The 22,943-nt window shown below is 31.7% G+C and carries 20 protein-coding genes and 3 pseudogenes; 16 read left to right on the forward strand and 7 right to left on the reverse strand.

Annotated features, from left to right (window positions below; all coding sequences use genetic code 11):
• Positions 1-391: integrase core domain-containing protein (locus tag BFJ97_RS22760; protein WP_139114414.1), on the forward strand; the 391-nt coding region annotated here is incomplete at its 5' end.
• Between the two features lie 364 nt (positions 392-755).
• Here BFJ97_RS22760 and BFJ97_RS22765 read toward each other — a convergent pair.
• Positions 756-1,928 (reverse strand): hypothetical protein, encoded by a 1,173-nt coding sequence (locus BFJ97_RS22765; RefSeq protein ID WP_068984491.1) that lies wholly within the window; start codon positions 1,926-1,928, stop codon positions 756-758.
• Positions 1,929-2,247: 319 nt separating this feature from the next.
• Here BFJ97_RS22765 and BFJ97_RS22770 point away from each other — a divergent pair, with 319 nt between their 5' ends.
• The 9 genes and pseudogenes from BFJ97_RS22770 to BFJ97_RS22810 all read left to right on the forward strand — a co-directional run.
• Positions 2,248-2,829, forward strand: a complete 582-nt coding sequence (locus BFJ97_RS22770) for a tyrosine-type recombinase/integrase (RefSeq protein WP_083226989.1) — start codon at positions 2,248-2,250, stop codon at positions 2,827-2,829.
• Positions 2,830-2,919: 90 nt separating this feature from the next.
• On the forward strand, positions 2,920-3,978 hold the full coding sequence (locus BFJ97_RS22775) for a hypothetical protein (protein WP_068984492.1): 1,059 nt from the start codon (positions 2,920-2,922) through the stop codon (positions 3,976-3,978).
• A 793-nt stretch (positions 3,979-4,771) separates the two neighbouring features.
• Positions 4,772-6,850 (forward strand): hypothetical protein, encoded by a 2,079-nt coding sequence (locus BFJ97_RS22780; protein ID WP_068984493.1) that lies wholly within the window; start codon positions 4,772-4,774, stop codon positions 6,848-6,850.
• A 218-nt stretch (positions 6,851-7,068) separates the two neighbouring features.
• Positions 7,069-7,263: a hypothetical protein gene (locus BFJ97_RS22785; protein ID WP_068984494.1), complete on the forward strand. Its 195-nt coding sequence runs from the start codon at positions 7,069-7,071 to the stop codon at positions 7,261-7,263.
• Positions 7,260-7,613 (forward strand): IS66 family insertion sequence element accessory protein TnpB, encoded by a 354-nt coding sequence (gene tnpB, locus BFJ97_RS22790; RefSeq protein WP_068984462.1) that lies wholly within the window; start codon positions 7,260-7,262, stop codon positions 7,611-7,613. The genes BFJ97_RS22785 and tnpB overlap by 4 nt, the downstream gene beginning before the upstream one ends.
• 110 nt (positions 7,614-7,723) lie before the next feature.
• Positions 7,724-9,222 (forward strand): annotated as a pseudogene (gene tnpC / locus BFJ97_RS25330) (IS66 family transposase).
• 292 nt (positions 9,223-9,514) lie between these two features.
• Positions 9,515-11,410, forward strand: a complete 1,896-nt coding sequence (locus BFJ97_RS22800) for an AAA family ATPase (protein WP_068986892.1) — start codon at positions 9,515-9,517, stop codon at positions 11,408-11,410.
• A gap of 7 nt (positions 11,411-11,417) precedes the next feature.
• A complete protein-coding gene (locus BFJ97_RS22805) occupies positions 11,418-12,446 on the forward strand; it encodes a hypothetical protein (protein ID WP_139114504.1) in 1,029 nt (342 codons plus the stop codon).
• A gap of 116 nt (positions 12,447-12,562) precedes the next feature.
• Positions 12,563-12,820: pseudogene (locus tag BFJ97_RS22810) on the forward strand (glutamine-hydrolyzing GMP synthase); the annotation flags it as partial.
• Positions 12,821-13,004: 184 nt separating this feature from the next.
• Here the strand turns inward: BFJ97_RS22810 and BFJ97_RS22815 are convergent.
• The 4 genes from BFJ97_RS22815 to BFJ97_RS22820 all read right to left on the reverse strand — a co-directional run bounded on the left by BFJ97_RS22815 (position 13,005) and on the right by BFJ97_RS22820 (position 15,992).
• The gene (locus BFJ97_RS22815; protein WP_068986895.1) at positions 13,005-14,174 is read right to left on the reverse strand and encodes a tyrosine-type recombinase/integrase; all 1,170 of its coding nucleotides are present in this window, start codon (positions 14,172-14,174) and stop codon (positions 13,005-13,007) included.
• A 34-nt stretch (positions 14,175-14,208) separates the two neighbouring features.
• Entirely contained in the window at positions 14,209-14,451 is a 243-nt protein-coding gene (locus tag BFJ97_RS25760; protein WP_139114507.1) for a helix-turn-helix domain-containing protein, read from the reverse strand.
• The gene (locus BFJ97_RS24975) at positions 14,441-14,587 is read right to left on the reverse strand and encodes a hypothetical protein (protein ID WP_175401850.1); all 147 of its coding nucleotides are present in this window, start codon (positions 14,585-14,587) and stop codon (positions 14,441-14,443) included. Before BFJ97_RS24975 ends, BFJ97_RS25760 begins: the two co-directional genes overlap by 11 nt.
• Positions 14,588-15,299: 712 nt before the next feature.
• Positions 15,300-15,992 (reverse strand): P63C domain-containing protein, encoded by a 693-nt coding sequence (locus tag BFJ97_RS22820; protein ID WP_083227139.1) that lies wholly within the window; start codon positions 15,990-15,992, stop codon positions 15,300-15,302.
• Positions 15,993-16,144: 152 nt separating this feature from the next.
• On the opposite strand from BFJ97_RS22820, the gene BFJ97_RS22825 reads away from it, so the two are divergent.
• From BFJ97_RS22825 to BFJ97_RS22845, 4 genes and pseudogenes are all read left to right on the forward strand, one after another.
• Positions 16,145-16,705, forward strand: coding sequence for a hypothetical protein (locus BFJ97_RS22825; protein WP_068986896.1), 561 nt, complete (start codon positions 16,145-16,147; stop codon positions 16,703-16,705).
• Between the two features lie 1,245 nt (positions 16,706-17,950).
• Positions 17,951-18,307 carry a hypothetical protein gene (locus tag BFJ97_RS22830; protein ID WP_139114505.1) on the forward strand — a complete coding sequence of 119 codons (357 nt, stop codon included), beginning with the start codon at positions 17,951-17,953 and terminating at the stop codon, positions 18,305-18,307.
• Between the two features lie 8 nt (positions 18,308-18,315).
• Positions 18,316-18,513, forward strand: a complete 198-nt coding sequence (locus BFJ97_RS22835) for a hypothetical protein (protein WP_068986898.1) — start codon at positions 18,316-18,318, stop codon at positions 18,511-18,513.
• Between the two features lie 69 nt (positions 18,514-18,582).
• A pseudogene (locus BFJ97_RS22845) lies at positions 18,583-19,759 on the forward strand (IS3 family transposase).
• A 513-nt stretch (positions 19,760-20,272) separates the two neighbouring features.
• On the opposite strand, the gene BFJ97_RS24980 reads toward BFJ97_RS22845, so the two are convergent.
• Complete coding sequence (locus tag BFJ97_RS24980) at positions 20,273-20,419, reverse strand: hypothetical protein (protein ID WP_175401851.1); 147 nt, start codon at positions 20,417-20,419, stop codon at positions 20,273-20,275.
• A 265-nt stretch (positions 20,420-20,684) separates the two neighbouring features.
• Between BFJ97_RS24980 and BFJ97_RS22850 the strand changes: the two genes are divergently transcribed.
• The gene (locus tag BFJ97_RS22850) at positions 20,685-21,797 is read left to right on the forward strand and encodes a hypothetical protein (protein ID WP_068986899.1); all 1,113 of its coding nucleotides are present in this window, start codon (positions 20,685-20,687) and stop codon (positions 21,795-21,797) included.
• A gap of 80 nt (positions 21,798-21,877) precedes the next feature.
• Positions 21,878-22,057, forward strand: coding sequence for a hypothetical protein (locus BFJ97_RS22855; RefSeq protein WP_068986900.1), 180 nt, complete (start codon positions 21,878-21,880; stop codon positions 22,055-22,057).
• Between the two features lie 495 nt (positions 22,058-22,552).
• On the opposite strand, the gene BFJ97_RS22860 is transcribed toward BFJ97_RS22855, so the two are convergent.
• The coding region (locus BFJ97_RS22860) for an integrase core domain-containing protein (RefSeq protein WP_139114506.1) at positions 22,553-22,943 on the reverse strand (391 nt) is incomplete at its 5' end.

The following is a 22,943-nucleotide window of genomic DNA, read 5'->3' on the forward strand; positions in this document are numbered from 1 at the left end:
GTATAAATTTGGTCGTAAAATGACGGTTGACCTAGTTTTAGAAGCCCTTGATAACGCAGTAGCAGCGCAAAATCCAGCACCAGGACTAATTGTACACACTGATTTAGGCTCTCAATATACAAGTGAAATTTTTGGTGAACGCTTAAAGAAATACGAAATGATCCCATCATTTAGTCGAAAAGGATGCCCTTATGACAATGCATGCATCGAATCATTTCACGCAACACTCAAAAAAGAAGAAGTATACCGAACACGTTACGACCGCTTTGAAACCGCACGCGTAGCTTTATTTAAGTACATCGAAGGCTGGTACAATCGCAAGCGAATCCACGGTAGCATTGATTATTTCACACCCGATGCGTATGAGAAAATGTGCCGAGCAGCAGCGTAAAAAAGGGGTACAAAAAAATCTACCCCTCCACATTTTTCGGGCGCAACTTCCATATATTTTCCGCTCTACATCCCGAGTAGGCGGTCAAAGGCTCTTTTCACTTTGACGGGCTACTCGGGATGTGGAACACTCCAAAAATGGACGTTGCGCAACACACAAAAAATTAACTTGAGTGTGTCTATAATCTTGACGTAGATCCACTATTTCAATTGAAATTAATCAATTGAAGACATGTGACATAGAACATTTTATAGCACTTCCAACACAATTTAAATCAAATATTTTAAAGCCCTTACATTAAAGTGAGGGTTTTAATTAATTGATAAACGAAAAAGACCTCCAAAAATATGAAGGTCTTTATTTGCTATGATTTCCCTAATTCTATAATTATTTCGTTGTAGATTCTCTCTAAATATATTTTCTCTTCAACATCTGTTGTAATTTGATTTATTTTATCAAATGCTTCAATTATCGTTAATGTATTAGTAACTAGATTTTTATCATATAATTTTTTAGCGCTATCTCTAGAAGCTGTGCTTAATTTTTGTCTAGAGTTTTGAATTTTTTTAAATATCATATAAAGTTGATTTTGAGTTAATTCACTATCTTTTATATTTTTCATATGGTCAAGAGTACGTAATTTTAAATCGTTTATTTTATTAGAATTAATCAACTTATCTTTAACAGTATTAACACCAGTTGAATGATTAATGTTAAAAACAAAATCAGAAATTCCACTAAAGCTCTGGTTCTTATCATTAACAATGGTATATCTCAGTTCGAGGGAAAATTTCCCTTCTTTTATTTCGTTGTTGGAAATATAAACACCAAAGTATATATCGCCTATTTTATCAATTGTAATCGGGTTTTCTTGATTGAAAAATATGTTAATAGCAGAGTCTGTTAAGAATGCTTTTTCTACAACAAATGTTGTTCCATTCTTTTCGCAATATTTTTGAAGAAAAATTAATGTTAAATAGATTGCAAGGTGGTTATCATAATTGTTATAACGTGTAGAAGTAAGACCCCTTAAAAACCATTTTTCATTATTTTTAATTAATCTATATTGTTTTTGTAGGGAGGGTTCTTTTTCGAATAATTGAATAATATTTTCTTTTAACAAATCACGATAAGAGTTTGAGATACAATATTTTGAAAATTTACCCATATGAAAAATATCATCTAAAAAATCGTATGTGAAATCGTATATTCCTATTGCATTAAAATCCTCTTCTAAATCTTTATTATTAAATCTTAAAATAATTTCATTGTTATCAGATAAACCGATATACTCCATATTTCGAAGCTCTTCTATTATATCCAACTTTTCTTCATCTACTTTTTCAAACAATGTTAATAATTCTTTAGAACCTTCTATTAACATCTCAGATTCTAAATCAAATTCAGTTAGTGGGAATGTTTCACCTATTAATTTATCTAAATCAGATTCTCTTATTAGATACTTTAAATCTTTAAAACGAGCTTTAGGTGAATTGGACTGTTTTAAATAGTGAACTTGATAAATATGGTTTTTCATAATATTCCCTCCTTTTGTAACTATATTACCATTTAGGGTATATTATGTCGAATTTTATATATTATGATAAAAAATGATAGAAATACTTTACTTTTTTGAAATGCTTAAATAGTAAGGAGTTTGTCTCCCTATTAATCTGATTTAAAATTTGTTTGAATAAAACAAATACAATATATTTAGAAAATAAATTAATGTATGCTTTTATGAAAAGGATACATATAAAATATTGATATAAAGCCATTCTTTAATTGTTATTCCATTAAATGTATGGTATTGTAAAAATAATTAAATTAGCATACATAAAAGGGGCGGTAAAAGTATGGCAAATATGAACGAGAAAATGGGCATGTTGATAGATGTACAACCCATAAAAAGTAAACAAGAAATTAATGAATTAATAGAAGCGTTAGGAATGTCGCAAAATGGATTGCGTGACCAGCTATTATTTAAAATAGGCATTTCAACAGGATTAAGATGTGGTGACTTAGTGGCTTTGAAAGTGGAACAAGTGAAAGGCAAATCTTCATTCAAGATTCGTGAAGGTAAAACGAAGAAGGAAAGAACGGTTTATTTAAACAATATTATGGCTGATATTGCAGATTATATTGAAACACTGCCAGCCAATGCTATTTATTTGTTCCCTAGTCGCAAAGGTGATAGTCACATCACAACGACACAGGCTTATCGTATTATTGCTAAAGCTGGCGATATGATAGGCAACCATTCAATCGGCACACATACGATGCGGAAAACATTCGGCTACACGTACTATCAAGCTACTAAAGATGTAGCAACGTTGATGGAGATATTTAATCACTCCTCACAAAAGACTACATTGCGTTATATTTGCATTACAGAGGAAGCAATTGAGGATAGCATTAAAAGTATAGCGTTCTTTTAGAAAATTAAGAGCTATCAAGTAGGTATACTTTTATAAATTGGATGTTCATGTGGATAAATGTCACAATTATATAATTGAAGAGGTGATGAAATGAAGTTCTTGTACAGTTCAATGTTTATTGATGAGGATATAAATGATATAGAATCAATTATTGATAATATTGGAAATGATAAAGTGGAGTTAATTTTAGACTCAAATATTTGTATATTTCTTAGGGATTTTTATAAAGAACCTAGTGTAATAACAGCTAGGACAGAGATATGGGGCGAGCTAAAGAAACTGTTGTATTTAATTGAATACAATGATTTAGAAGTAGATTTTTATTTAGGATTAGAAGAATCGTCAAGAAGTAAAAGTAATTTTGAAATTATTGAAGATAAATTTTTTGACGCTTTTAATGCATTAAGCAATTTATTTTCTATGGATTACTTACAAATGATAGAACATAGTAAATTGATTAAATTCGACACTCCTATTAAAGATAATAGTTTAAAACAGCCATCTAAAATGAAGGCATTGGAACAAAGTGGGGTATTTCAGAATCAACTATTTTTGAATTATGCATGTTTACTAAAATTATATTTGCTTGTAGAAGAAAAAAGTGAATGGGAAAATGTTGATAAAATGAAATTATATCTAGACTTTTTAGAAGAAGATTTAGATTTTTTAGGCGCAACAAATATTTTATTTGGTCATTTACTATTAAGTGGAGAAGATAAATCCCAAAAATTAATTCATCCTCAAAAGAAAAAGAGGAAACAAAGAGAAGAAGTAATTCATGCCATTTGGAATGCTGCAATAGATTTAACATTTCCAGTGTTAGTTACACAAAAGTTTTTTGACAGAACGAAAGTACCGATATTTGTTACTGGGGATGAAAACTGCTGGAGAATTTTTAATTCCTTAAAAATGAGGGCTATGATAACTGACAATAATGGGCTGGCTACATCACCATTTGTAGAAATGGATTTATCAAATACACTTTGGAATAATGAAGAGTTGTTAGATATTAATCAATATCATGATGCAATAATTGACAGAAGAAAATATTACAACATAACACGTAACAAGAATTTATCGAAAATTTTAGAGGCTTTAAGAGTGACTTGTTACGGCTTGGAAAAAGAAGTGCGTGAATTACTTGCTTAATTTGTTGAATTGATTATTCTTGAAATTCTGATTTAAAATCAAGTTTTAGTACGAATTTGAAATTGTTCACGAAATGATTTCATATGATAACTAATTGGTATATAATGAAATAAGTAAGGTCTTTGAACCAAGTTCGTAAATATGTAATACTCCCTAGTGGAGAAAATTGTTGAATATAGAAATGTGGACAGCTCTCAAATGCTTGTGGCTCTAAGGTCGGCATAATGTTACGTGAATTGTAAATAGGCAAACTACACGCGTAGAAGCTGAAGTATTGGAGTTTCTGGACGCGGGTTCGACTCCCGCCGTCTCCATAAAAAAATGACCACAAACGTAGTCAAATCAATGTGACGTAAAGCATAAATTTTCCGTTTGGAAGGTTTATGCTTTATTTTTTTAGGAAATTTTATGGTTTACATGATTAACTCCTTTTTATACTTAAAATCGAATTATTAAATTGATTTTAGGTATAAAAAGTGTATACAAAAGCAGGAGTTTAATACAAAATATCAGAATTATTTGGTCAAAATAGAAGTTTAATTATTGACAATTATATCGTTGTGGTTTAAATTATGAATAATTAAATTATTGATAATGAAAATTCTAAGCAGCATGAGTCATAGATTTTGATTCATGTAAGAGATGTCAAGAAGATTCTGATTCGTATTATAGTGTTTTGGTATGCATATTGTTTACCTACATTTAATATTGGTAGAAATCAGCCTTTCTGACAATTCAGAAGGTTTTTTTGTTGTATAATTTAATAATTTGAATACTAGGAGGTAACAGGATTATGTTACATGAAGATCAAGTTATTAGTAGTATTATGCGCAATGAAGGCAAAGGAGCTGCTAATACTATAGTAGGTGCGACTGAAGCAGGAAAAAGCACATTGTTTGCTGGTATGGCTAAAGGGGAGAAACCTTCTGAATTATTAAGCGAAAGAGCTTCCAGTGGTAAAGGGAGCTTAGTTAATGCTGAAATAAATATTACTGATGATCCAGAAATAGATGAAAATAAGCTATATATACATGGACGTATATGTAAAAAGACTGTGGCCGATGTTGGGGACGATAACAAACTTCTTGGAAGTGTATTATTTTCTGCAGCAAAGGAGTGTTCACAGAATAAAAGAATAGACAATAATACATTTGAAAATAAAATTGAGAAAACTCTAAATATTGCTCTAAAAACACCATCTAATGATTCTTTGGCATATAAAATAGCAGCTTTCGGTACGGATGAAAAGAAGAGAGTTGTCGAAATCATTTCGGGTTTTCCTATTAACGATATGGTTGAACTGTATGAAGAGGTAATGGCGATACAAAAGGCCAATAATAAAAAAGGCCAGTATGCAAATAATCTTTTTTCTGAAAAAATTGGCACAATCAAAAACTTAGAACGTTATGTTAATGAGTTTTGGACTTATGTTATAGAATGTTTAAACTCTGGAGTCGAACAATTTAAGCAAATACTAAATGAAATGCAAGAAATCACATATGTTGGTGTGGAAGATGACGGTGAAAATGAATTTTTTGTAGTTTTAAGTGGAGATGATACTGAACAAAAAATTAGAGATATTTTGCTGAAAAGCGAAAATGGATCTAAAGAGTATTTGTTATCAAAGCTTTCATTTGTTTTTAGAGGCGCTGATTGGGTTTTTGAGGATCCTGAAATAGATATGGATGCCTTCGTTGTTTCAGAATATAATGACATGAAAATACATGTTATTAGATTTATTGATACTATGGGACTATTCCATGAACAAGGTAAAGAGACAGGAGATGAGTATGAACGTATATTAGATATTCTTTCTCAATATCATTCAGAAAAAGTTATTTTTGTTATCAGTTCGGATGTTAACGCAACAGCTAAAAATGGGTATCAAGCTATGCGTGAGTTTTTAACTAAAGCTAAAGGGAATATTGGCGTTTATTTAATGTTCACAAAATGGGATACATTTATGCAGTCTAAAGTATCAGAAAATGTAGGACAAAATAGATTTACGCGTAGAAAAAAGATAGAAATTAGTTGGAATGAGATATTTACAACTTCTAGCAAAGAACAAGATGAACTAATTCAATCTTTTGAGTCTAGTGTGTTTGATAATAGTAGTAAGAATAAGCCACTTATTAAAGGTATATTTAAGTATGGTCTTATTTCAGGAAATGATGAGTTAGATACTTGTTTAGAAGAAAATAATGTAGTTTATGAACATGCAATTTCAAAGTTGATTTGTGCTTTAAATCGTGCTGAAAAAAATAATGGTAATAAGATACGCATTAAAGTTATTGAGGATAAAGCTTACTCATTATTGGTAGATACCGATAGAAGGATATCTGTATCAGCTTTATTCTATAATTTAGTAGCAGAGTGTAAAGATAAGAAGTTGTACGCATCTACTGTGGCCGCATGTATTCGTAAATGGAAAATATGTGTACCTCATTTTTCAAAAGTTTTAGCCAATCAATATGGCTATGAAAATATTGAGACAAAATTTGTACTTGAAATAGGAAATTATGCAAAGGAATTATCACGAAATGCTATTAATTTAAATCCAGAAATAGTGTTAGGTGGAGACGAGGAAATTACATTTCTTAAAGAAATTATTAATCGAAAAATTTCTAATGATATAGGTAAAAAGTTTGCAGCTAAGGTATTGGATGATTCATATAAAAATGGATTCTCAAGAAATAGCGATATTTATATGACGCAGCACAAACGCTTTTCAAATCTATTACAATACACACAAGATAATTATTTTAGTTCTTCTCGAATTATTGCTACTCAATATATTATAGAGTGTTTTGAGAAAGCTACATTTGAATGCATTAATGATGTTTTTAATGAAAATTGTATTATAGTGTATTAATTATTTAATAAGTTATATATTGGGGAATTTAAAATAGCTTTGACGAATGATGAAAAATCAATCGTCAAAGCTATTTGTTGATTAGATACTATGAATAATTATGAAAATATTACTAAATAAGTCAATAACGGGTAAGCCCGTAATCAAATAACGCATATAAATAACCAGGACCTCCGGTACGATGATAAATGTATCAAAATTAGAGGAGGTGCTTCTTTATGTCAACTACCAAACTAACAATTGTCCCTGTGACACTAGATCCGATCACTGACAACTCTTCATCAACAACTTCACCACAAAACTCTCCTGAGCCGAGCTGCATCATTAAAACAACTAGTGCTGAAATTTTCTTCTTTAATGGCGTAGATGAGCGCATCATCCAAACGATCCTGAAGGAGTTGAATAATCAATGAAGCAAGATTTTACGAGCGTGCAGAACATCTACATTATTTGCGGTAAGACCGATATGCGTAAAGGTATCGACGGTCTCGCAGCACTCATTCAGGATTCTTTTAAACTCGATCCATATAGTGATTCCATCTTCTTATTTTCTGGAACGAGTAAAGACCGTTATAAATGTTTGTATTTTGATGGAGATGGCTTCGCCATACTTTATAAACGATTAGATAATGGCAAACTGCAATGGCCAAAAGATGAAAAGGAAGTACGTAACCTTTCACAAAAGGAACTTCGCTGGCTTTTAGAAGGTTTATCGCTTCAGCAACCAAAAGCGATTATGAAATCTGCAAAAGGTGTCTTTTAAACCCACCTATTAAGATGATATAATAATCCACAACTATACTGAACGGAAATGTGGTGAATGATTTGACGAACGTTCCTAAGCGAGAAAATCAAAATGAACAATTAATTCGAATGCTTGAGCAACAATTAGCTCAGTCAAATCGACAAATTGAAGCATTGACTGAACAAGTTCGCCAATTAACCAAGGCTTTATACGGTTCAAAATCGGAAAAATCAAAGTACCAAGCACCAGACGGACAAGGTTCTTTATTCGAAGACGATCCGTCTTTTAGCGATTCTGAGCAGACAGAAGAACAAAGCACGCCAACTGTTACGTATACCGTTGAGCGTAAATTACATAAGAAAAAACGGAATGATTCTTTTCATGAAGGGATTGAAATAGAAGAAGTTCATCATCACCCCACAAATACACAATGCGACTGTTGCCTTGGCCAAATGACCGAAGCCGGTACAACTATTGCGCGTGAAGAAGCAAAATTCATTCCGGCAAAAATGATGCGCATCCAGCATATTGAACATGCCTACGAGTGCAAGCACTGTAAAATGGATGCCACACAAAAAGCACAAATGAAACGTGGGAAAGCCCACAAGCTGCCATTCAGCGAAGCATTGCGGGACCTACCGTTCTAGCAAAACTGATCTATGATAAGTTCATCCAATACTTGCCTCTTTACCGTCAGGTAAAGGAGTGGGAACGATATGGCCTGCTTACGAATGATAAGAACTTATCAAATTGGGTGATCCGTGCAGCTGAAGATTGGCTTCTACCGGTTTATGAACAGATGAAGCAGACATTAACAGCAAAATCTGTTCTACATGTGGATGAAACCTATGCGCAAATAATCAATCGTTCAGACGGAAAATCCGGTCAATCGAACGCCTATAATTGGGTGTCCCGAAGTGTGCCAAGTCAAGGACCGATCATCGTTCTTTTCCAAAGCGCTTTATCGAGAAGCCGTTCTGTATTAGCAGACTTTATAGCTGGCTTTCAAGGAACTGTGATTTGTGATGGTTATTCTGCATACGGGAATCTACCTGATGTCACTTTCGCCAACTGTTGGGCGCATGTGCGACGCTATTGGCTGAAAGCTGATAGCAAAAACGGGCAAATTGGCGTGGATTATTGTGATCAACTGTATCACCTAGAACGTCAATTCAAGCATCTTTCACCAGGTAAACGCCGGAAATCACGGCAAAAACATTCAAAGCCGATTGTAGAGAAATTCTTAAAATGGGTGGATGAATCACCTTTCTTCGGAAAAAATGCCTTAGCCAAAGCTGCGGAATACACATTAAATCGTGTACATGGATTAAAAGCTTTTCTGTTCGACGGTAGGATTGAAATTGATAATAATCCGGCTGAAAATGCGATTCGTCCAAATGTGATTGGTCGTAAGAACTGGCTTTTCTCTGTTAGTGAAGCAGGCGCTAAAGCGAATGCCATCTGTTTAAGTTTGGCTGAAACGGCAAAAGCAAACGGTATCGATTTCTATCAATACCTAGTGACGTTAATGACAGAATTGCCAAATTTACCGATTCACCAGCAGCCAGAGATTTTAAAGAATTACATGCCTTGGTCGAAAAAAATCCAAGCCACATGTGCAAAATAGCCATCTATCCGAAAAAAATTAGGATAGATGGCTATTCGTCGTGCGTACCGAGAAGGTGCGCTTATTTTTTATATTTCGGGCTTACGATCAATCTGCTGAAAGGTTGATGAATAATAAAAAGAAAAGTATCAATATAAGTGAAAAAGGATTAAGAAATATGATGAAGTATGAATGGGGGAGGTGTATATAGTGCTATCTAGCATATGGTATATATAAGCTAGTTTGAAATTTTTTTGTAGCAAACACTTTATCATGATAATCTATTAAAAATAGATAATTTTGGAGGTTGTTTATGAATCTGATATTTGTTTGGATAGAGGAATATAAAAAAATAAAAAACTTTCAAACTAATTTTGGTAGTAAGTATATTATTGAATTTAATGAAAAGCAAATTAGTATTAAACCTAATAACCACTTTGTTAAAGATTTTTTTGAGGTAGATAAAAGTGATATTAATATTCATATGTCTGCGATAGTTGGAGAGAATGGTACAGGGAAATCCACTTTATTAGATTTTATTCTTGAATATATACAAAAAGGTAGTTTTGACAAAGGCTTTATTACAATATTTGAAGATATGGGAAAACTTTATATAGATACTAATATTGATGTCAGAATTGAAGATGAATCAAATATAGTTTCTTTAAAAGATGAATCTCTAGATCCTATATTAGGGAATTTAGTGACTATATTTTTTTCTAATGTGTTTGATGTACGTTATTTCGATAATAAGAATAGAAATATAGAGATTTTTGAAAACGAATTAAAAGATTTTGGAAATCCTCGATTAAAGGATCTCCCGAGTATTATGAATATAACAACAAATGAACTATTAGCTACATATGACAATGCTGCAATGGTATTAGATGCAGATTCTACAAATCAAATATTCTTTTCTAATGAGTATCTAGATACTTTAGAAATAGGTAAGATTTTAGAACTACCGAATAAAATTTACATAAAAAATGGTAAGCAAAATATAAATTTATCCATGCTATCTGAAAAATTTGAGAACTATATAAATGATTTTTCGTTTGAAGATGTTGCTAATATGCATTTTAATTTTCAGCCAGATAATGAGTTAATTGATACCCTAACTTTAGATATCGTAAAAACCTATTGTATTGAAGTAGCTAAGGTTCTGAGAAAGTATCCAGATTTACATGAAGATATGGTTGAGGAAGCATTTTTCTACGGATCAAATGATAGGGATATAATAAAAATCATTTACAAAGGAATACTTAAAGTATTAAAACTTTTACAAGTAAAAAATTTATCGGAAATAAAATCAAAGCTAAATAGCATAGGTGAGAAATATACAAAGCTTTTAGAATTAACCAGAGAGATAAAAATTTATGAAGGTTTAAATGAAACTCATTATTTAATTAATGATGAGGCTACATCTAAATTCATTAAATATTATAGAGAAAACTTTTACTCACAAGGATTAATTAGCTTACATTGGTCTGATATGAGTAGTGGACAATTGGGGCTGTTGAATCTTTTTGGTAGATTCTATAATGCATTACACGAAGTAGAGGAAGATTTATTATCGAATTTAAATGAAATGGATCTCAATGAAGAATACTTTGAAATGGAAGATGATGTAGAGAAATTCACAGTATCGGAAAAATTAAAAGACTATAACTATTTATTATTACTTGATGAGTGCGACTTATATTTTCACCCTCAATGGCAAAAAGATTGGTTATATTATTTTTTGAGATTAATTGAAATTTTATTCAAAGGAAATGTACAAGTAATTTTAACTACACATTCACCTTTTGTTTTATCAGATTTTCCAAATAGCAACGTGACATTCTTATCTAATAGTTCACTAACAAAAAATGATCTAGAAGGTAGTATTAGAACTTTTGGTGCTAATATTAATGAATTGTTTACGAATTCATTTTTTATTAGTGATGGATTAATGGGCAAATTTGCTAAGAATAAAATAAATGGTTTTATCAAAGAATTTTTAAACGCTACTCCAAATGAAGTAGACGCTCATAAAGAGAAATATAAACAGTTCATAGATTTAATAGGTGAACCACTAATAAAAAATAAGTTATTACAAATTTATAATGAAAAAGTTGTCCTAGCTTCAAATAATTCAATTGAATACCGTATTAAATATCTCGAATCTGAATTAAATAAAATTAAGAATCGAAGTGATAGAATTGATTGAGTTAAATGTGACAGAAAAAATTATTTCTAGACATACGGAATTTTTATTTGGAGAAGAAAATGTAAATAAAAGTGGTAGAATTAATAAAAAACTTGAGGCAGCTTATCGTGGTGAAAGAAGTAAATTAGGTAAGGATGTATTTAAGTTTGTAATAGATCATTTTAAAGAAATAGTATTAAGTGATTTAGAAACATTATTTGAAATTAAAGAAGAGTACACAGAGGTATTGAATAGAATATCTACAGAATCTACTAAGAAAAGGGTACATAATAAACTTAAGAAAATGTTTCATGCTGAATATAAATACTTTTATAGCGATCCTGTATTTAACGCATATCAGTTACAATCGTTACTAGATATTAATATTTGTCCTTTGTGTGCTACTCAATTTATATTTTTATATGAATCGCAAAGTGGATCAACAAGAGGTACTTTAGATCACTTCATTGATAAAGGGAAATATCCGATATTTGCAGTGTCTATTTATAATTTAATTCCAGCTTGTAAAGTTTGTAATTCAGATTTTAAGAGAACACTCACAGTTGATTTAGAAAATCACTATACACCTTATGAAAAAGGAGTTATAGATTATATCAAATTTCGTAAAATGCTAATCCAAAATGAAGATGAAAAAATTGTACCCAATATTATTGAACAGCTAAAAATTGAAGAAGCAACAGAGATAGACTACGTATCAGCACTATTAGGTATAAATGATGATTTTAATATTAGGGTGGATTATTCTTCAGCACCTCCAAATATTTTTAAGAAGATTGATGGGAATATAAAATTATTTAAAGTTGAAGAATTATATAATATATATCATAGGAAATTTGTCCGAGAACAAATAAGAAAAGCATATGTTTATAATTATATTTATAGAAAACAATTGATGTATAACTTTAGTAACTTATTTGTCACAGAAGAAGAAGTTAGGGCTTTGATTGTCCCAAATGTAGAAGATGATAATAAATATATACTGAATAAACTAATTAGAGATATTGTATTAGTTGAAACAGAGAGATTTTCAATTTAAATTAATCATTATATTTATTGATTTTTTATTGTGAATGAGATTTTTTCGTGCTACTATTTAAATGTTATAATTACTAAAAATTTCAATTTTAAATTTAACATAACATAGACATTTAGCAATACTTCTGTGTACTACCAGACATTCGATCAGTAGGTGTTATGGGTGATGGTCGTACATATGACTACGCAATCGGTATCCGTGCCGTAACGTCAATCGACGGCATGACATCTGACTGGGCACGTATCCCTTGGGACGTCCTAGAAAGAATCTCAGTACGCATCGTCAACGAAGTACAAGGCATTAACCGCGTACTGTATGATATTATTTCTAAACCACCAGCAACGATTAAGTGGGGACAATTAATAAAAATGTAAAAAGTCTGGCAGATCCTTATCTAATAAGGTTTCTGCCAAGCTTTTTTTATAATTAATGTATAAATAAAAGGGTTAGTTTTAAGTATTTCTATACATATTGCGAATACCTGTTAAAAAAAGAGAAAGAACAAGTGCCAAAATACAAATGTACTTTGGCACGAATTGAGATTCAACTAATGATCATTTATGCAGTACGATTAAATCGTTTTACTAATAGACTGCTTAATTCAGGAATGCAATGAATATACGTATCTATTGTTGTTGTTATGCCTGTGTGACCTAAGAAATGTTGAATGAATTTTACATCATTCGTTTGATAATAGATACTGGTAGCACAAGAGTGACGTAAGCCATGAACTGAAACGAGTTTTAAGCCATGTTGGGTTTGGAACTTTTTTAACCAGGCATTTAACTTGCTGTTATTATAAAAAGTATTTTTATTGTTTGGGAAGATAAACTGCTTGTCGCCTTGATGCTCAAGATTTTTCCATTTTAATTGCTCTGTTTGAATTTCCTGCCATTTTAATAATGCTTGGAAAGTTTCCTCATCAATATCAAGTGTTCTTTCATCCGAGTTCTTCGTATCTTTAATATAAGGCTTATTCGATTCGTCCGTACCAACTGCTTGATGAATACGGATTTTTTTGTTTTGAAAATCAATGTCTTGCCATTGCAGTGCAAGAAGTTCCCCTTTGCGTAAACCTAAATTTACAAACACGAGAAAAATTGCGATTTTTGAAATATCATCTGTTGTTTTCAGCTTTTGAATAAATAAATCTATTTCATCTGATGTATAGAACAGTTTTTCACTTTGTGGATTGTCTCTCTTCCTTTCTTCTTTTTTTTCCCATAATCGTAAACCACCAAGATTAACAGGATTTTTCGGAATGAAATCGTTATAGACAGCTTGTTGTAAGCATTTATTTAGTTCGATTGCTACCTTTGACGGTTTTTTTAATTTTTCTTTCCATACTTCAAAAGACCGCAAAGTATCTTGGTAAGAAATATTTTTAAGCTTTAAATCTCCGTAAAAAGGAAGGATGTGGTTTTTGAAAATACCTTTAATTTTTCCTAAAGTACTTTTTTCGAGGGAACAATTTTGAAGGTATTTTTCATAGTAAGAATGATAGAATTGCTCAAATGTAAGGTTTGGATTGTCAGTATCATTTCGTTGTAGCATTTCTGCTTGTTTTTGAGTATAAAAAGCTTTTGCTTCAGTTTTTGTTTTAAAACCACGCTTTGTAATGTCGATTTGCTTTTTCGTATAAGGATCGATACCCCCATACATCTTCACCATATAATGAGGAACGCCTCTTTTCATATATTCTTTAACTGCTTTGTCTATTGTTGTCATTAGAATGATCTCCTTTTGTGTTTTCCATTATTTTTTATGCTTGTACATTTTTTAAAAAGTGATTGATTTCCGTTTTGGAGAATCGCTTGCTGCGACCAATTGAATTACCTTTGAGCCCTTGATCAATAAGCTTTTGTAAACTTTTATAGGAAATTCCGATATAGTCGCAAGTTTCCTGAACGTTCAGCCATTCTTTAGCTGCATGCTCATTATGTTGTCCAATTGTTTCATCAAGTTTTTTTTCAAAGATTTGTTCAAGGTTTTTATCAGGAAAAATCCAAGCTTTTTTCCAAGGTAAGAATCAAGCTTTGTATCAAGGATTGATTCAATGTTTTTTCAAGGATTTTCTCAAGGCTTTGTGTAATTAAGTGTTCCATTTTTTCTTCGATTGATTTTTCAATAGTATGTTCCATTTGTTTGTTCCTCCGTAATAGTGTTATTAAGCAATTAAGCCAGCAGAAGCATTAATACCCCATGCTACAAATTTGCAGAAAAGATAATTCAAAAAAAGTGTCGGATACACCAAATCAGCTATTTATAAGTTTTCTAAGTCGGACAGAAGCTAGGATTAAGATAATTAAAATTGTTTACTTCTGAACATTTAAATTAGGTAGCTATGTTGTATAATTGGAAATTTTAGACTCGAAGAGAGGGGTATTATGAAGAATTGTTCGTTATGTAATTTAGAGTTCGAACAGACAAAAATATCATCTTAAGTAATGGGTATAGTATATTTCTATAATTAGATCTGGCACGCATAAATCCTATAAATGGTGTTTAGTTGGAAGGAGCATGCATCACAGTACCTAAAATACATAGTGAGAAAGCATTTGATTTATCGGCAGAAGAATGGAATGCAACCTATAAACTTCTTCATGTTGACTTGGAATAAAGATTGATTAAAACGCAGCTATTAATGATGTTTCTTATAGAAAATAATAGCCCCTATTTTGAACAAATATTGATCAAAATAGGGGCTATTTTTCATTTCAGTATTGGGCTTTTTGTAATAAAGATTGAATATTTCAGAAATCGAATATTCAACTAAACCATTCGTTAGTTGAATAATTAGGTTATCTTCTATTTTATAATAATCATCATAACCAATTAAATTAAGATATCCATCTAATCTATCATATCTAAAGTTAATTGATATTGTGATCTCATTCTTCCTAGCGTTTTTAGTTTATCGGCGTAAACAAGTTCGAATTTCTCTTTAAAATCATCCATACCTTGAGAGAGTTTCATAACGGTAACTAAACCCTCTAAATGTTTTCTCAAAAATTTAAGACCGTTCTCTTCAGAAAGATATTGATGCAAACGATGTTTTCTGTCCGATCTATTCTTTTCACTGTTATATATAAGCGGATTTTTTTCATCTAATTTCTCCCATACATTTGGAGGTAACATGTCATATACATATTTGTTAGTGAATCCAGCAAAATAACGAGGTCTTTTTGTTGTTGTTGGATCGTATGGGAGCTTATAAAGGCGAAACAGTTGTTCAAAATAGTCGCTTTTAAATTCTCTTGAGTATGGACGTAATTCTTCTGAGATGAATTTTTCTAATAAAATCTGAAGTTCATCTTTACCTCTGATGTCCTGGTAATTGGTTGCCTCATCAATTAAAGCTGTAATTCCAACCTTTGCTAAAGATCTTAATAAAATTTTTGCCTTTTCTAATACATGTTGCTGACCAGACTTAATTAATCCTTGTTTTTCAGCTTCCATGTAAATATCGCAAATAATAGGGATAGTATTAGCGTCATACCACTTTCCAGTTTTTCCGTTAAATTCCGCTACTCTGTTATGTGTCATTTAAATATTTTATAAAAATAGCCAATTGAAAGTACTGATTTAGTAAATTGATATTTAATAATAATATCCATTATTCACTATTTCAATTATAGTATTTAAGGTTTAAAATAATAATATAAAATACAAATAATAGTAGAAGAGGTAGGATTTATTTGAAGTTAGAACTTTATAAAGAGTTATATCAAAATGAACTGGCTAGGAAAGAAGTTGTGCATCAAAGGTTACAATGGACACTTAGTGTTTGGGTAATTCTATTAGGGGCTAATCTATTTTGCTTAAATAAAGTCCTTAGTCTGGATAATTATCATTGGTCTGCATTATTATTTATCTCCTTAACATCAATTTGTTTGCTAGTAGCAATATTGTTTTTTTGTATAGGTTTGTGGGGAAGAAAAATAAGGTATTTGCCTAAGGTAAATCAAATAAATAATCATTACCTAACTTTAAAGAATCATTACAATGGATACGTAGGTTACGAACAACAAGCAGATATAGAATTTGATAACTATATGATAAAAAAATATATTGAATGTACAGATAGCATGATAGATGTGAGTGATAAAAAAGTTTATTTCACAACATTAGCAAATATATCGATGATTGTTTGTTCATTTTTCTTATTGTTAACTTTTGTGTTAATGACGCCAGATGTGGTTAGCAAAGATGAAATTCAAAAGGTCCAGATAATAGAAAGGGGTGAATTAAATGACTAATGGAAATAATAATTCTGAAACAAATGAAACAAGGAATCAATCAACACCGCCACCGCCACCACCGGGTCCGGGAACGAGAGAATTATTTGAGAACGACACTAGTGGTACATCAACAAATTCTACCGTTAGAAGTAAATAATTAAAATTAAGTTGGGATTATTGCGATAATCCTAGCTTTTTTCTTTTTTAGAAACAATAACAGTTGTTTATGCTGAAAAAGCAGGCAGAATGGTAATAAAACATTTCAGACGTACTATTGCATTTAGTTATCGATCCTCTTATATTTAATAAATTTCAGAACCTCCCACCCAGTACACTATCAAAAGTCAAGACATTCAACAGTTGCATGACAGCAACGCAATAATACGAATTCATCCACTGTCAAAAGTGACTGTCAAAAGTATAGTTAAAAATTCCGAGAAAATGGTGTATTTACTTGCGGTTTTTGTTACAGAATTGAATGGTGAAGCTACTAATTAGTGGAAGGTATAATTGATAGTAAGAATAATGGAAAGAGGAGAAAGTTGTAAAACGTTAGAAAATGGCACTTATTGAACATGTTGCAACGCCTGACCTTGAAGGGAAATGGATAACTATAGCCGATTGATAGTATGGTTATGGGTAACACCTATCCTCCTCCCGAACAGGAAATCACAGCTACGCTACATAAGGAATGCAACTAAACAAACGCACGACAGTGAGGGAACAACACAGCCACCAACAGACAGGATAGGATAGAGGAAGGATAGACACAGCGACACCACAGCTAAACACCGTAAACGTCACTAGTGAACTCAGAACACCAGTGAAGCAGTGAACCATCACCGTACACTACCAATAGGAAGAATAGTAAGAATAAACTGAGATACCCTTATAACGTCCCCTGTGGCTGTATAGGAAAGTGGATATCAGCAAGGATTCTCAGCTGTAACTGGTAAGCCTACCCATAGGGGGCGACCTAGTATATGTACGACATCTAGTCTGTAATGTATTTATCCAGTAGTTTTAGAACCTTTTCATGCACAATTAGCTAGAAAGCTAATAATACCAATGGTCAGACTGACCTGATAGGGATTGGAATATAGTAAGGTGTCACCTCGATTACTCTCACAGGAAGGGGTATTTTGCTATAATGTGAAGGCAATTTACATAAAAAATTTTTTGTGGGAATTTTTGTAACTATTTTAGCAATAGTGAGAATTTGTGGATATTGCTATAATGAAGATAAAAAGGGGATTTCATCTAGTGAATATAGAAATTAAGGTGATTCATCATTATACTAATTTCGGTGAATTTGAATTTATCTGTTTGGAAAATAAAGGTTTAGATTTTCGTGAACTAGAAAACGTAATGTATGACTATGTATTAAACCAACCTGAAAAATCTATAGAATTTAAAGAGTGCTGGATTCACCACGAATATAAAGAAGATGAGGAAGCAATAAGAACCGTACAAGTTACTTTTCAAGATGACCATGCTAATAAGATTGTTCGTATATGGGGGGCTAAAAAATTAAATAGTGGTGAAGTGTTAAAAATCACAATTGATTTTTTAGACGTAGAAACCAAAGAATTAGAATCTGAACATGTTTTATATGGGTGATTGCTGCGATGACAAATAATCAAACTATGACTGCTGAACAAATGATAACGTTGACTAAAAATATGGAGAATATTGACCGTAATAAATTTTTAGAATACCTATTCCATACCCATTTTGATTCAAGGTTTACAGAAGATTATGATTCAGCAACGAAATATCAGATTGAGGATACTTTAGACCGTGATTTAACAGTGATGTTAGTCTAAATAATGGACACTGAGAATTGGGAGTTTATAAAGTATAATAATCTTAACAATTTACTAGGAGTGTCTAAGATGACAAAACGAAAAAGTTATGACAAAGAATTTAAATTAGAGGCAGTACAATTAGTTGAAAGTGGCAAGAGGGTTGCCGAGGTTGCACGTGAGCTGGATCTTGCAGAACAGACATTACACAATTGGGTAAAGAAATTTAGTAAAGATGGCGAAGCTGCATTTGTTGGTAGTGGGAATTTAAAGCCTGAGGATAAGGAAAATAAAGAATTAGAAAAAAGAATACGTGACCTAGAAGAGGAAAATGCCATCTTAAAAAAGGCTATGGGCATCTTTGCAAAAGACCGGAAGTAGTTTACAACTTTATTCAACAGCACCGACACGAATTCCGTGTGGCAAAGATGTGCGAAGTATTAGGTGTTTCAAGAAGTGGTTACTACGAGTGGCTGAACCGACCAAAGAGTAATCAAAAAGAACGGAAAGAAAAGTTAACGAGCCAAATAAAACGAGTGTATTTGTATTTGGACTCAAGAAGAAATTATGGTAGTCCGAAAATCACAAAACAATTGAATTCAGAAGGAGTCTCTGTATCGCAAAAAACAGTATCGCGAATTATGAAAGAAGAAGGCATTCGCTCAAAAACAGTGAAAAATACAAAGCGACGACGAATTCAAAACATAATCTACCGGTATATCCAAATCTATTAGACCAACAATTTAAAGTAGAACGCCCTGGACAAGCTTGGGTAGCTGACATTACGTATATATGGACCAGTGAAGGTTGGCTCTATCTAGCAACGATTATGGAGTTGTTTTCAAGACGAATCATCGGTTGGGCAATGGATGAGAGAATGACAAAGGAATTAGTGATCCTCGCCTTAAAACGAGCAATCAGAACTCAGACTCCAACGCCTGAGCTCATTCATCATTCAGATCGTGGGAGCCAATATGCGTCGAAGGAATACCAACAAGTATTACGAACTAACAAAATGATTACAAGTATGAGCAGAAAAGGAAACTGTTACGATAATGCATGTATCGAGTCATTTCATAGCGTCATTAAAAGAGAGTTAGTTTTTCATGAAAAGTATAAAACGAGAGATCAAGCCAAGAAAAGTATCATTGAATACATCGTTAGTTTTTATAACTACAAGCGTATCCATTCTTTTACAAATTATATGTCGCCCATTGCATACGAAAAGCAATATTTCAAAACTTCACAGAAAACTAAGGTCATATAATTAAACCCCTTTAACCTTACAAATAATTTAAGGGTTACGCCCCTTAAATTGTTTGTGAGGCGAGCAAGCGATAGCGCGCTTAGATTTAAAGCAAAATCTCAATTTTCCCTGTCCATTTTCTTGACATAGTATCACAGAAGATGAATTGTTGGTTATGAAAATAGCCTACGGTAATGGTTATTTTAGTGGTGGTTATTTTAGTGGTGGAAAAGATGGTATGGAGAAAGTGCTAAGGGAATACTCTAAGAAATAGGGTTATTCCAAACTCACTAAATCCGTTTAAATATTACCTTTTTAAGAGTGCTAGAAAAGTGATGATCACTGTACTAATAAAATATTTACATAAACAATAAGAGAACCGTCTAGCCGTAACTAGGCGTTTTTTTGTATGGAAAATAATCATTTATTAAAACAACTTATCTTTATATGAAGTAACAAGTTTCTCGAACGGATCTTTCATAGTATATCTATACTTTATAAAAACCTCATAACAATCCTGTCGTGATTTATCATTCATGATATTTCGGATTGTAGATTTGGCAACATAAAAAGTTGGTGCAAGGTACATGGTGAGACATTCTTTTCATGGTACAAATAAAGAATTTGATAAACCTGTTTATCTGTTAATTTTGCTACATATGGATTGATTTTAATTTTCATAATGTAGACCTCCTAAATTAGTGTACATAGTAACACTTGCAATATGGAGGTGGATTATGACATAGAAAAAACGCATATTTATATGAATATATTAGTAATGTTACTTACTTTCTATATAACATTATGGTAAGAGAAGAAATTTTAGGAATAATAGAAACTGAGGTAGAGGCATTGATAATAAATGAATGCACAATATAACAGTGGTTTAAAAACTTTTTTGGTACAAAGTGAAATTTGTTATACACTAAAATCTAGGAGGGGTAAAATGGAATCTGCGAAAAATACTGCAATGATGGATTTATATATTTTGAATAGAATTGCACTTTCCTGTGGTAATAGTAAAAACTTTACTGCTGCATATAATTTTGTTTTATTAAGGGATTATTGTTTAGTCTTTGAGGAAATTGTAAATGCATTTGAACCACATATACAATTGAATAAAAATGTAAAGAAAATCAGACAAAATATAAAATTATTTGGGAAAAGAGGTAGTTTAAAGAATGATGATATCTATCTAAAGATAAGAAAAGTTCATGAAGAAAGCTTCGCTAGTTATGAAAATAATATAGGATTATATTTAGATGGTGAAAGAATAATAGGAAGTACAGTATATAATACTTTTATTTTTTTAGATTCAGAATTCGAAAATCCTTATTTAACGATGTATGATTCTGAATTCAAAGAGAAATTACGAATTTTTTTCATGGAAACTATGCTTGAAACTAGAATGGAACTTGAACCACACATATTGAATGACGAAAATATCGAATTTTATAAAAATATACCTATTCTAAAAACTGATATTTCAAGAGAAGTTAGGTGTTTTGATGTTAGGGCAGAGAAATTTTTTGAAGATGAAAAGAATTCTTTGACATATCAGACTCTACAATTTCGGCTGTTGATTTGCTTACAGGAATTAAATTATATGATTCATATTTATAAAATTTTCATAGAAAATACAACAAAAAAGTTTAGTGATGAGTACACTTTTATGAGGGTTCTTACAAGAGGATTAGATTCAATCTTAAAAAATATAAATAATTTATTTGAATATAGCAATGATGAGTTTATACAATGGACAAATACAATGGATGAGGAAAATAAATGTAGAATACAGGAACTAGCTAAAAATAAAGAAATGATATTATGGACAAAAAAATATAGAGATATGATTCACTATGATACTCGAAATGAAAACTCTAATTTTCTTGATGTAATGACTATTGATGATGAATTTAAACATAAATGTTATGAGGTGTACGATGAAGTTGTAGTACCATTACAAAAAAGCATTTCTGAATTTTTCATTGTTACAGAATCACATCGATTTTCATTTTTAAAGATGTTGATGATGAAGCTTGGGCAAGCAGAGACATAATGTTAAATGAATTTTCTGTAATAAGTATGGAAAGTTGACACAACCACCATTAGGAAATTTAGTATAGTAAAAGGTATGCAATGAAGAATGGTCATTTTTATATGGTATATAGGCATATGAGTGAAGCAAGTGGTTTAGCTGAAAAAACAACACGAAATTTGATTAACATACTTGAACAAAATGGAGTTATAGAGATAATTGAACGCAATCGTTTTGTACGAGATGAGAATGGAAAGGTAATTAATATGAAAAAAGCTTAACATTTATAAAATGAATATTGAATGTGACAAAGAGGAGGATTCTTTATTCAAAGTAGTATTCAAAGGAATGAGTTATAAAGATTCATATAACTCGTGCATATTACATTTCTTTGATAGAAAGACATTACGGAGGTTGTTATCAAGAAGACAATATGAGCATCTTGTCAAGATAGCTATTTGATAAAGCATTGCTCCCACAACTAGATATATTAAATAATCTATTATAGGTAAAAACGTACAAATGAAATCTTTGATTAGCCTTAAGTGAAAACATAAATAGAACACAAATCCTAATAAAGGATGGATCTACGTCAAGATTATAGACACACTCAAGTTAATTTTTTGTGTGTTGCGCAACGTCCATTTTTGGAGTGTTCCACATCCCGAGTAGCCCGTGAAAAGAGTCTTTGACCGCCTACTCGGGATGTAGAGCGGAAAATGCATGGAAGTTGCGCCCGAAAAATGTGGTGGGGTAGATTTCTTTGTACCCCTTGTTTACACTGCTGCTCGGCACATTTTCTCATACGCATCGGGTGTGAAATAATCAATGCTACCGTGGATTCGCTTGCGATTATGCCAGCCTTCGATGTACTTAAATAAAGCTACGCGTGCGGTTTCAAAGCGGTCGTAACGTGTTCGGTATACTTCTTCTTTTTTGAGTGTTGCGTGAAATGATTCGATGCATGCATTGTCATACGGGCATCCTTTTTGACTAAATGATGGGATCATTTCGTATTTCTTTAAGCGTTCACCAAAAACTTCACTTGTATATTGAGAGCCTAAATCAGTGTGTACAATTAGTCCTGGTGCTGGATTTTGCGCTGCTACTGCGTTATCAAGGGCTTCTAAAACTAGGTCAACCGTCATTTTACGACCAAATTTATAC

Origin of the sequence: Lysinibacillus xylanilyticus, assembly GCF_001708185.1 — a bacterium.
In the GTDB taxonomy this organism is placed as follows: Bacteria; Bacillota; Bacilli; order Bacillales_A; family Planococcaceae; genus Lysinibacillus; species Lysinibacillus xylanilyticus_A.

Bases quoted from the DNA above. Each gene is read 5' to 3' on its own strand.
- BFJ97_RS22765 (WP_068984491.1), bottom strand. From the start codon at position 1,928: ATGAAAAACCATATTTATCAAGTTCACTATTTAAAACAGTCCAATTCA.
- BFJ97_RS22770 (WP_083226989.1), top strand. From the start codon at position 2,248: ATGGCAAATATGAACGAGAAAATGGGCATGTTGATAGATGTACAACCC.
- BFJ97_RS22775 (WP_068984492.1), top strand. From the start codon at position 2,920: ATGAAGTTCTTGTACAGTTCAATGTTTATTGATGAGGATATAAATGAT.
- BFJ97_RS22780 (WP_068984493.1), top strand. From the start codon at position 4,772: ATGTTACATGAAGATCAAGTTATTAGTAGTATTATGCGCAATGAAGGC.
- BFJ97_RS22785 (WP_068984494.1), top strand. From the start codon at position 7,069: ATGTCAACTACCAAACTAACAATTGTCCCTGTGACACTAGATCCGATC.
- tnpB (WP_068984462.1), top strand. From the start codon at position 7,260: ATGAAGCAAGATTTTACGAGCGTGCAGAACATCTACATTATTTGCGGT.
- BFJ97_RS22800 (WP_068986892.1), top strand. From the start codon at position 9,515: ATGAATCTGATATTTGTTTGGATAGAGGAATATAAAAAAATAAAAAAC.
- BFJ97_RS22815 (WP_068986895.1), bottom strand. From the start codon at position 14,174: ATGACAACAATAGACAAAGCAGTTAAAGAATATATGAAAAGAGGCGTT.
- BFJ97_RS24975 (WP_175401850.1), bottom strand. From the start codon at position 14,587: ATGGAACATACTATTGAAAAATCAATCGAAGAAAAAATGGAACACTTA.
- BFJ97_RS22820 (WP_083227139.1), bottom strand. From the start codon at position 15,992: ATGACACATAACAGAGTAGCGGAATTTAACGGAAAAACTGGAAAGTGG.
- BFJ97_RS22835 (WP_068986898.1), top strand. From the start codon at position 18,316: ATGACAAATAATCAAACTATGACTGCTGAACAAATGATAACGTTGACT.
- BFJ97_RS24980 (WP_175401851.1), bottom strand. From the start codon at position 20,419: ATGAAAATTAAAATCAATCCATATGTAGCAAAATTAACAGATAAACAG.
- BFJ97_RS22850 (WP_068986899.1), top strand. From the start codon at position 20,685: ATGGAATCTGCGAAAAATACTGCAATGATGGATTTATATATTTTGAAT.
- BFJ97_RS22855 (WP_068986900.1), top strand. From the start codon at position 21,878: ATGAAGAATGGTCATTTTTATATGGTATATAGGCATATGAGTGAAGCA.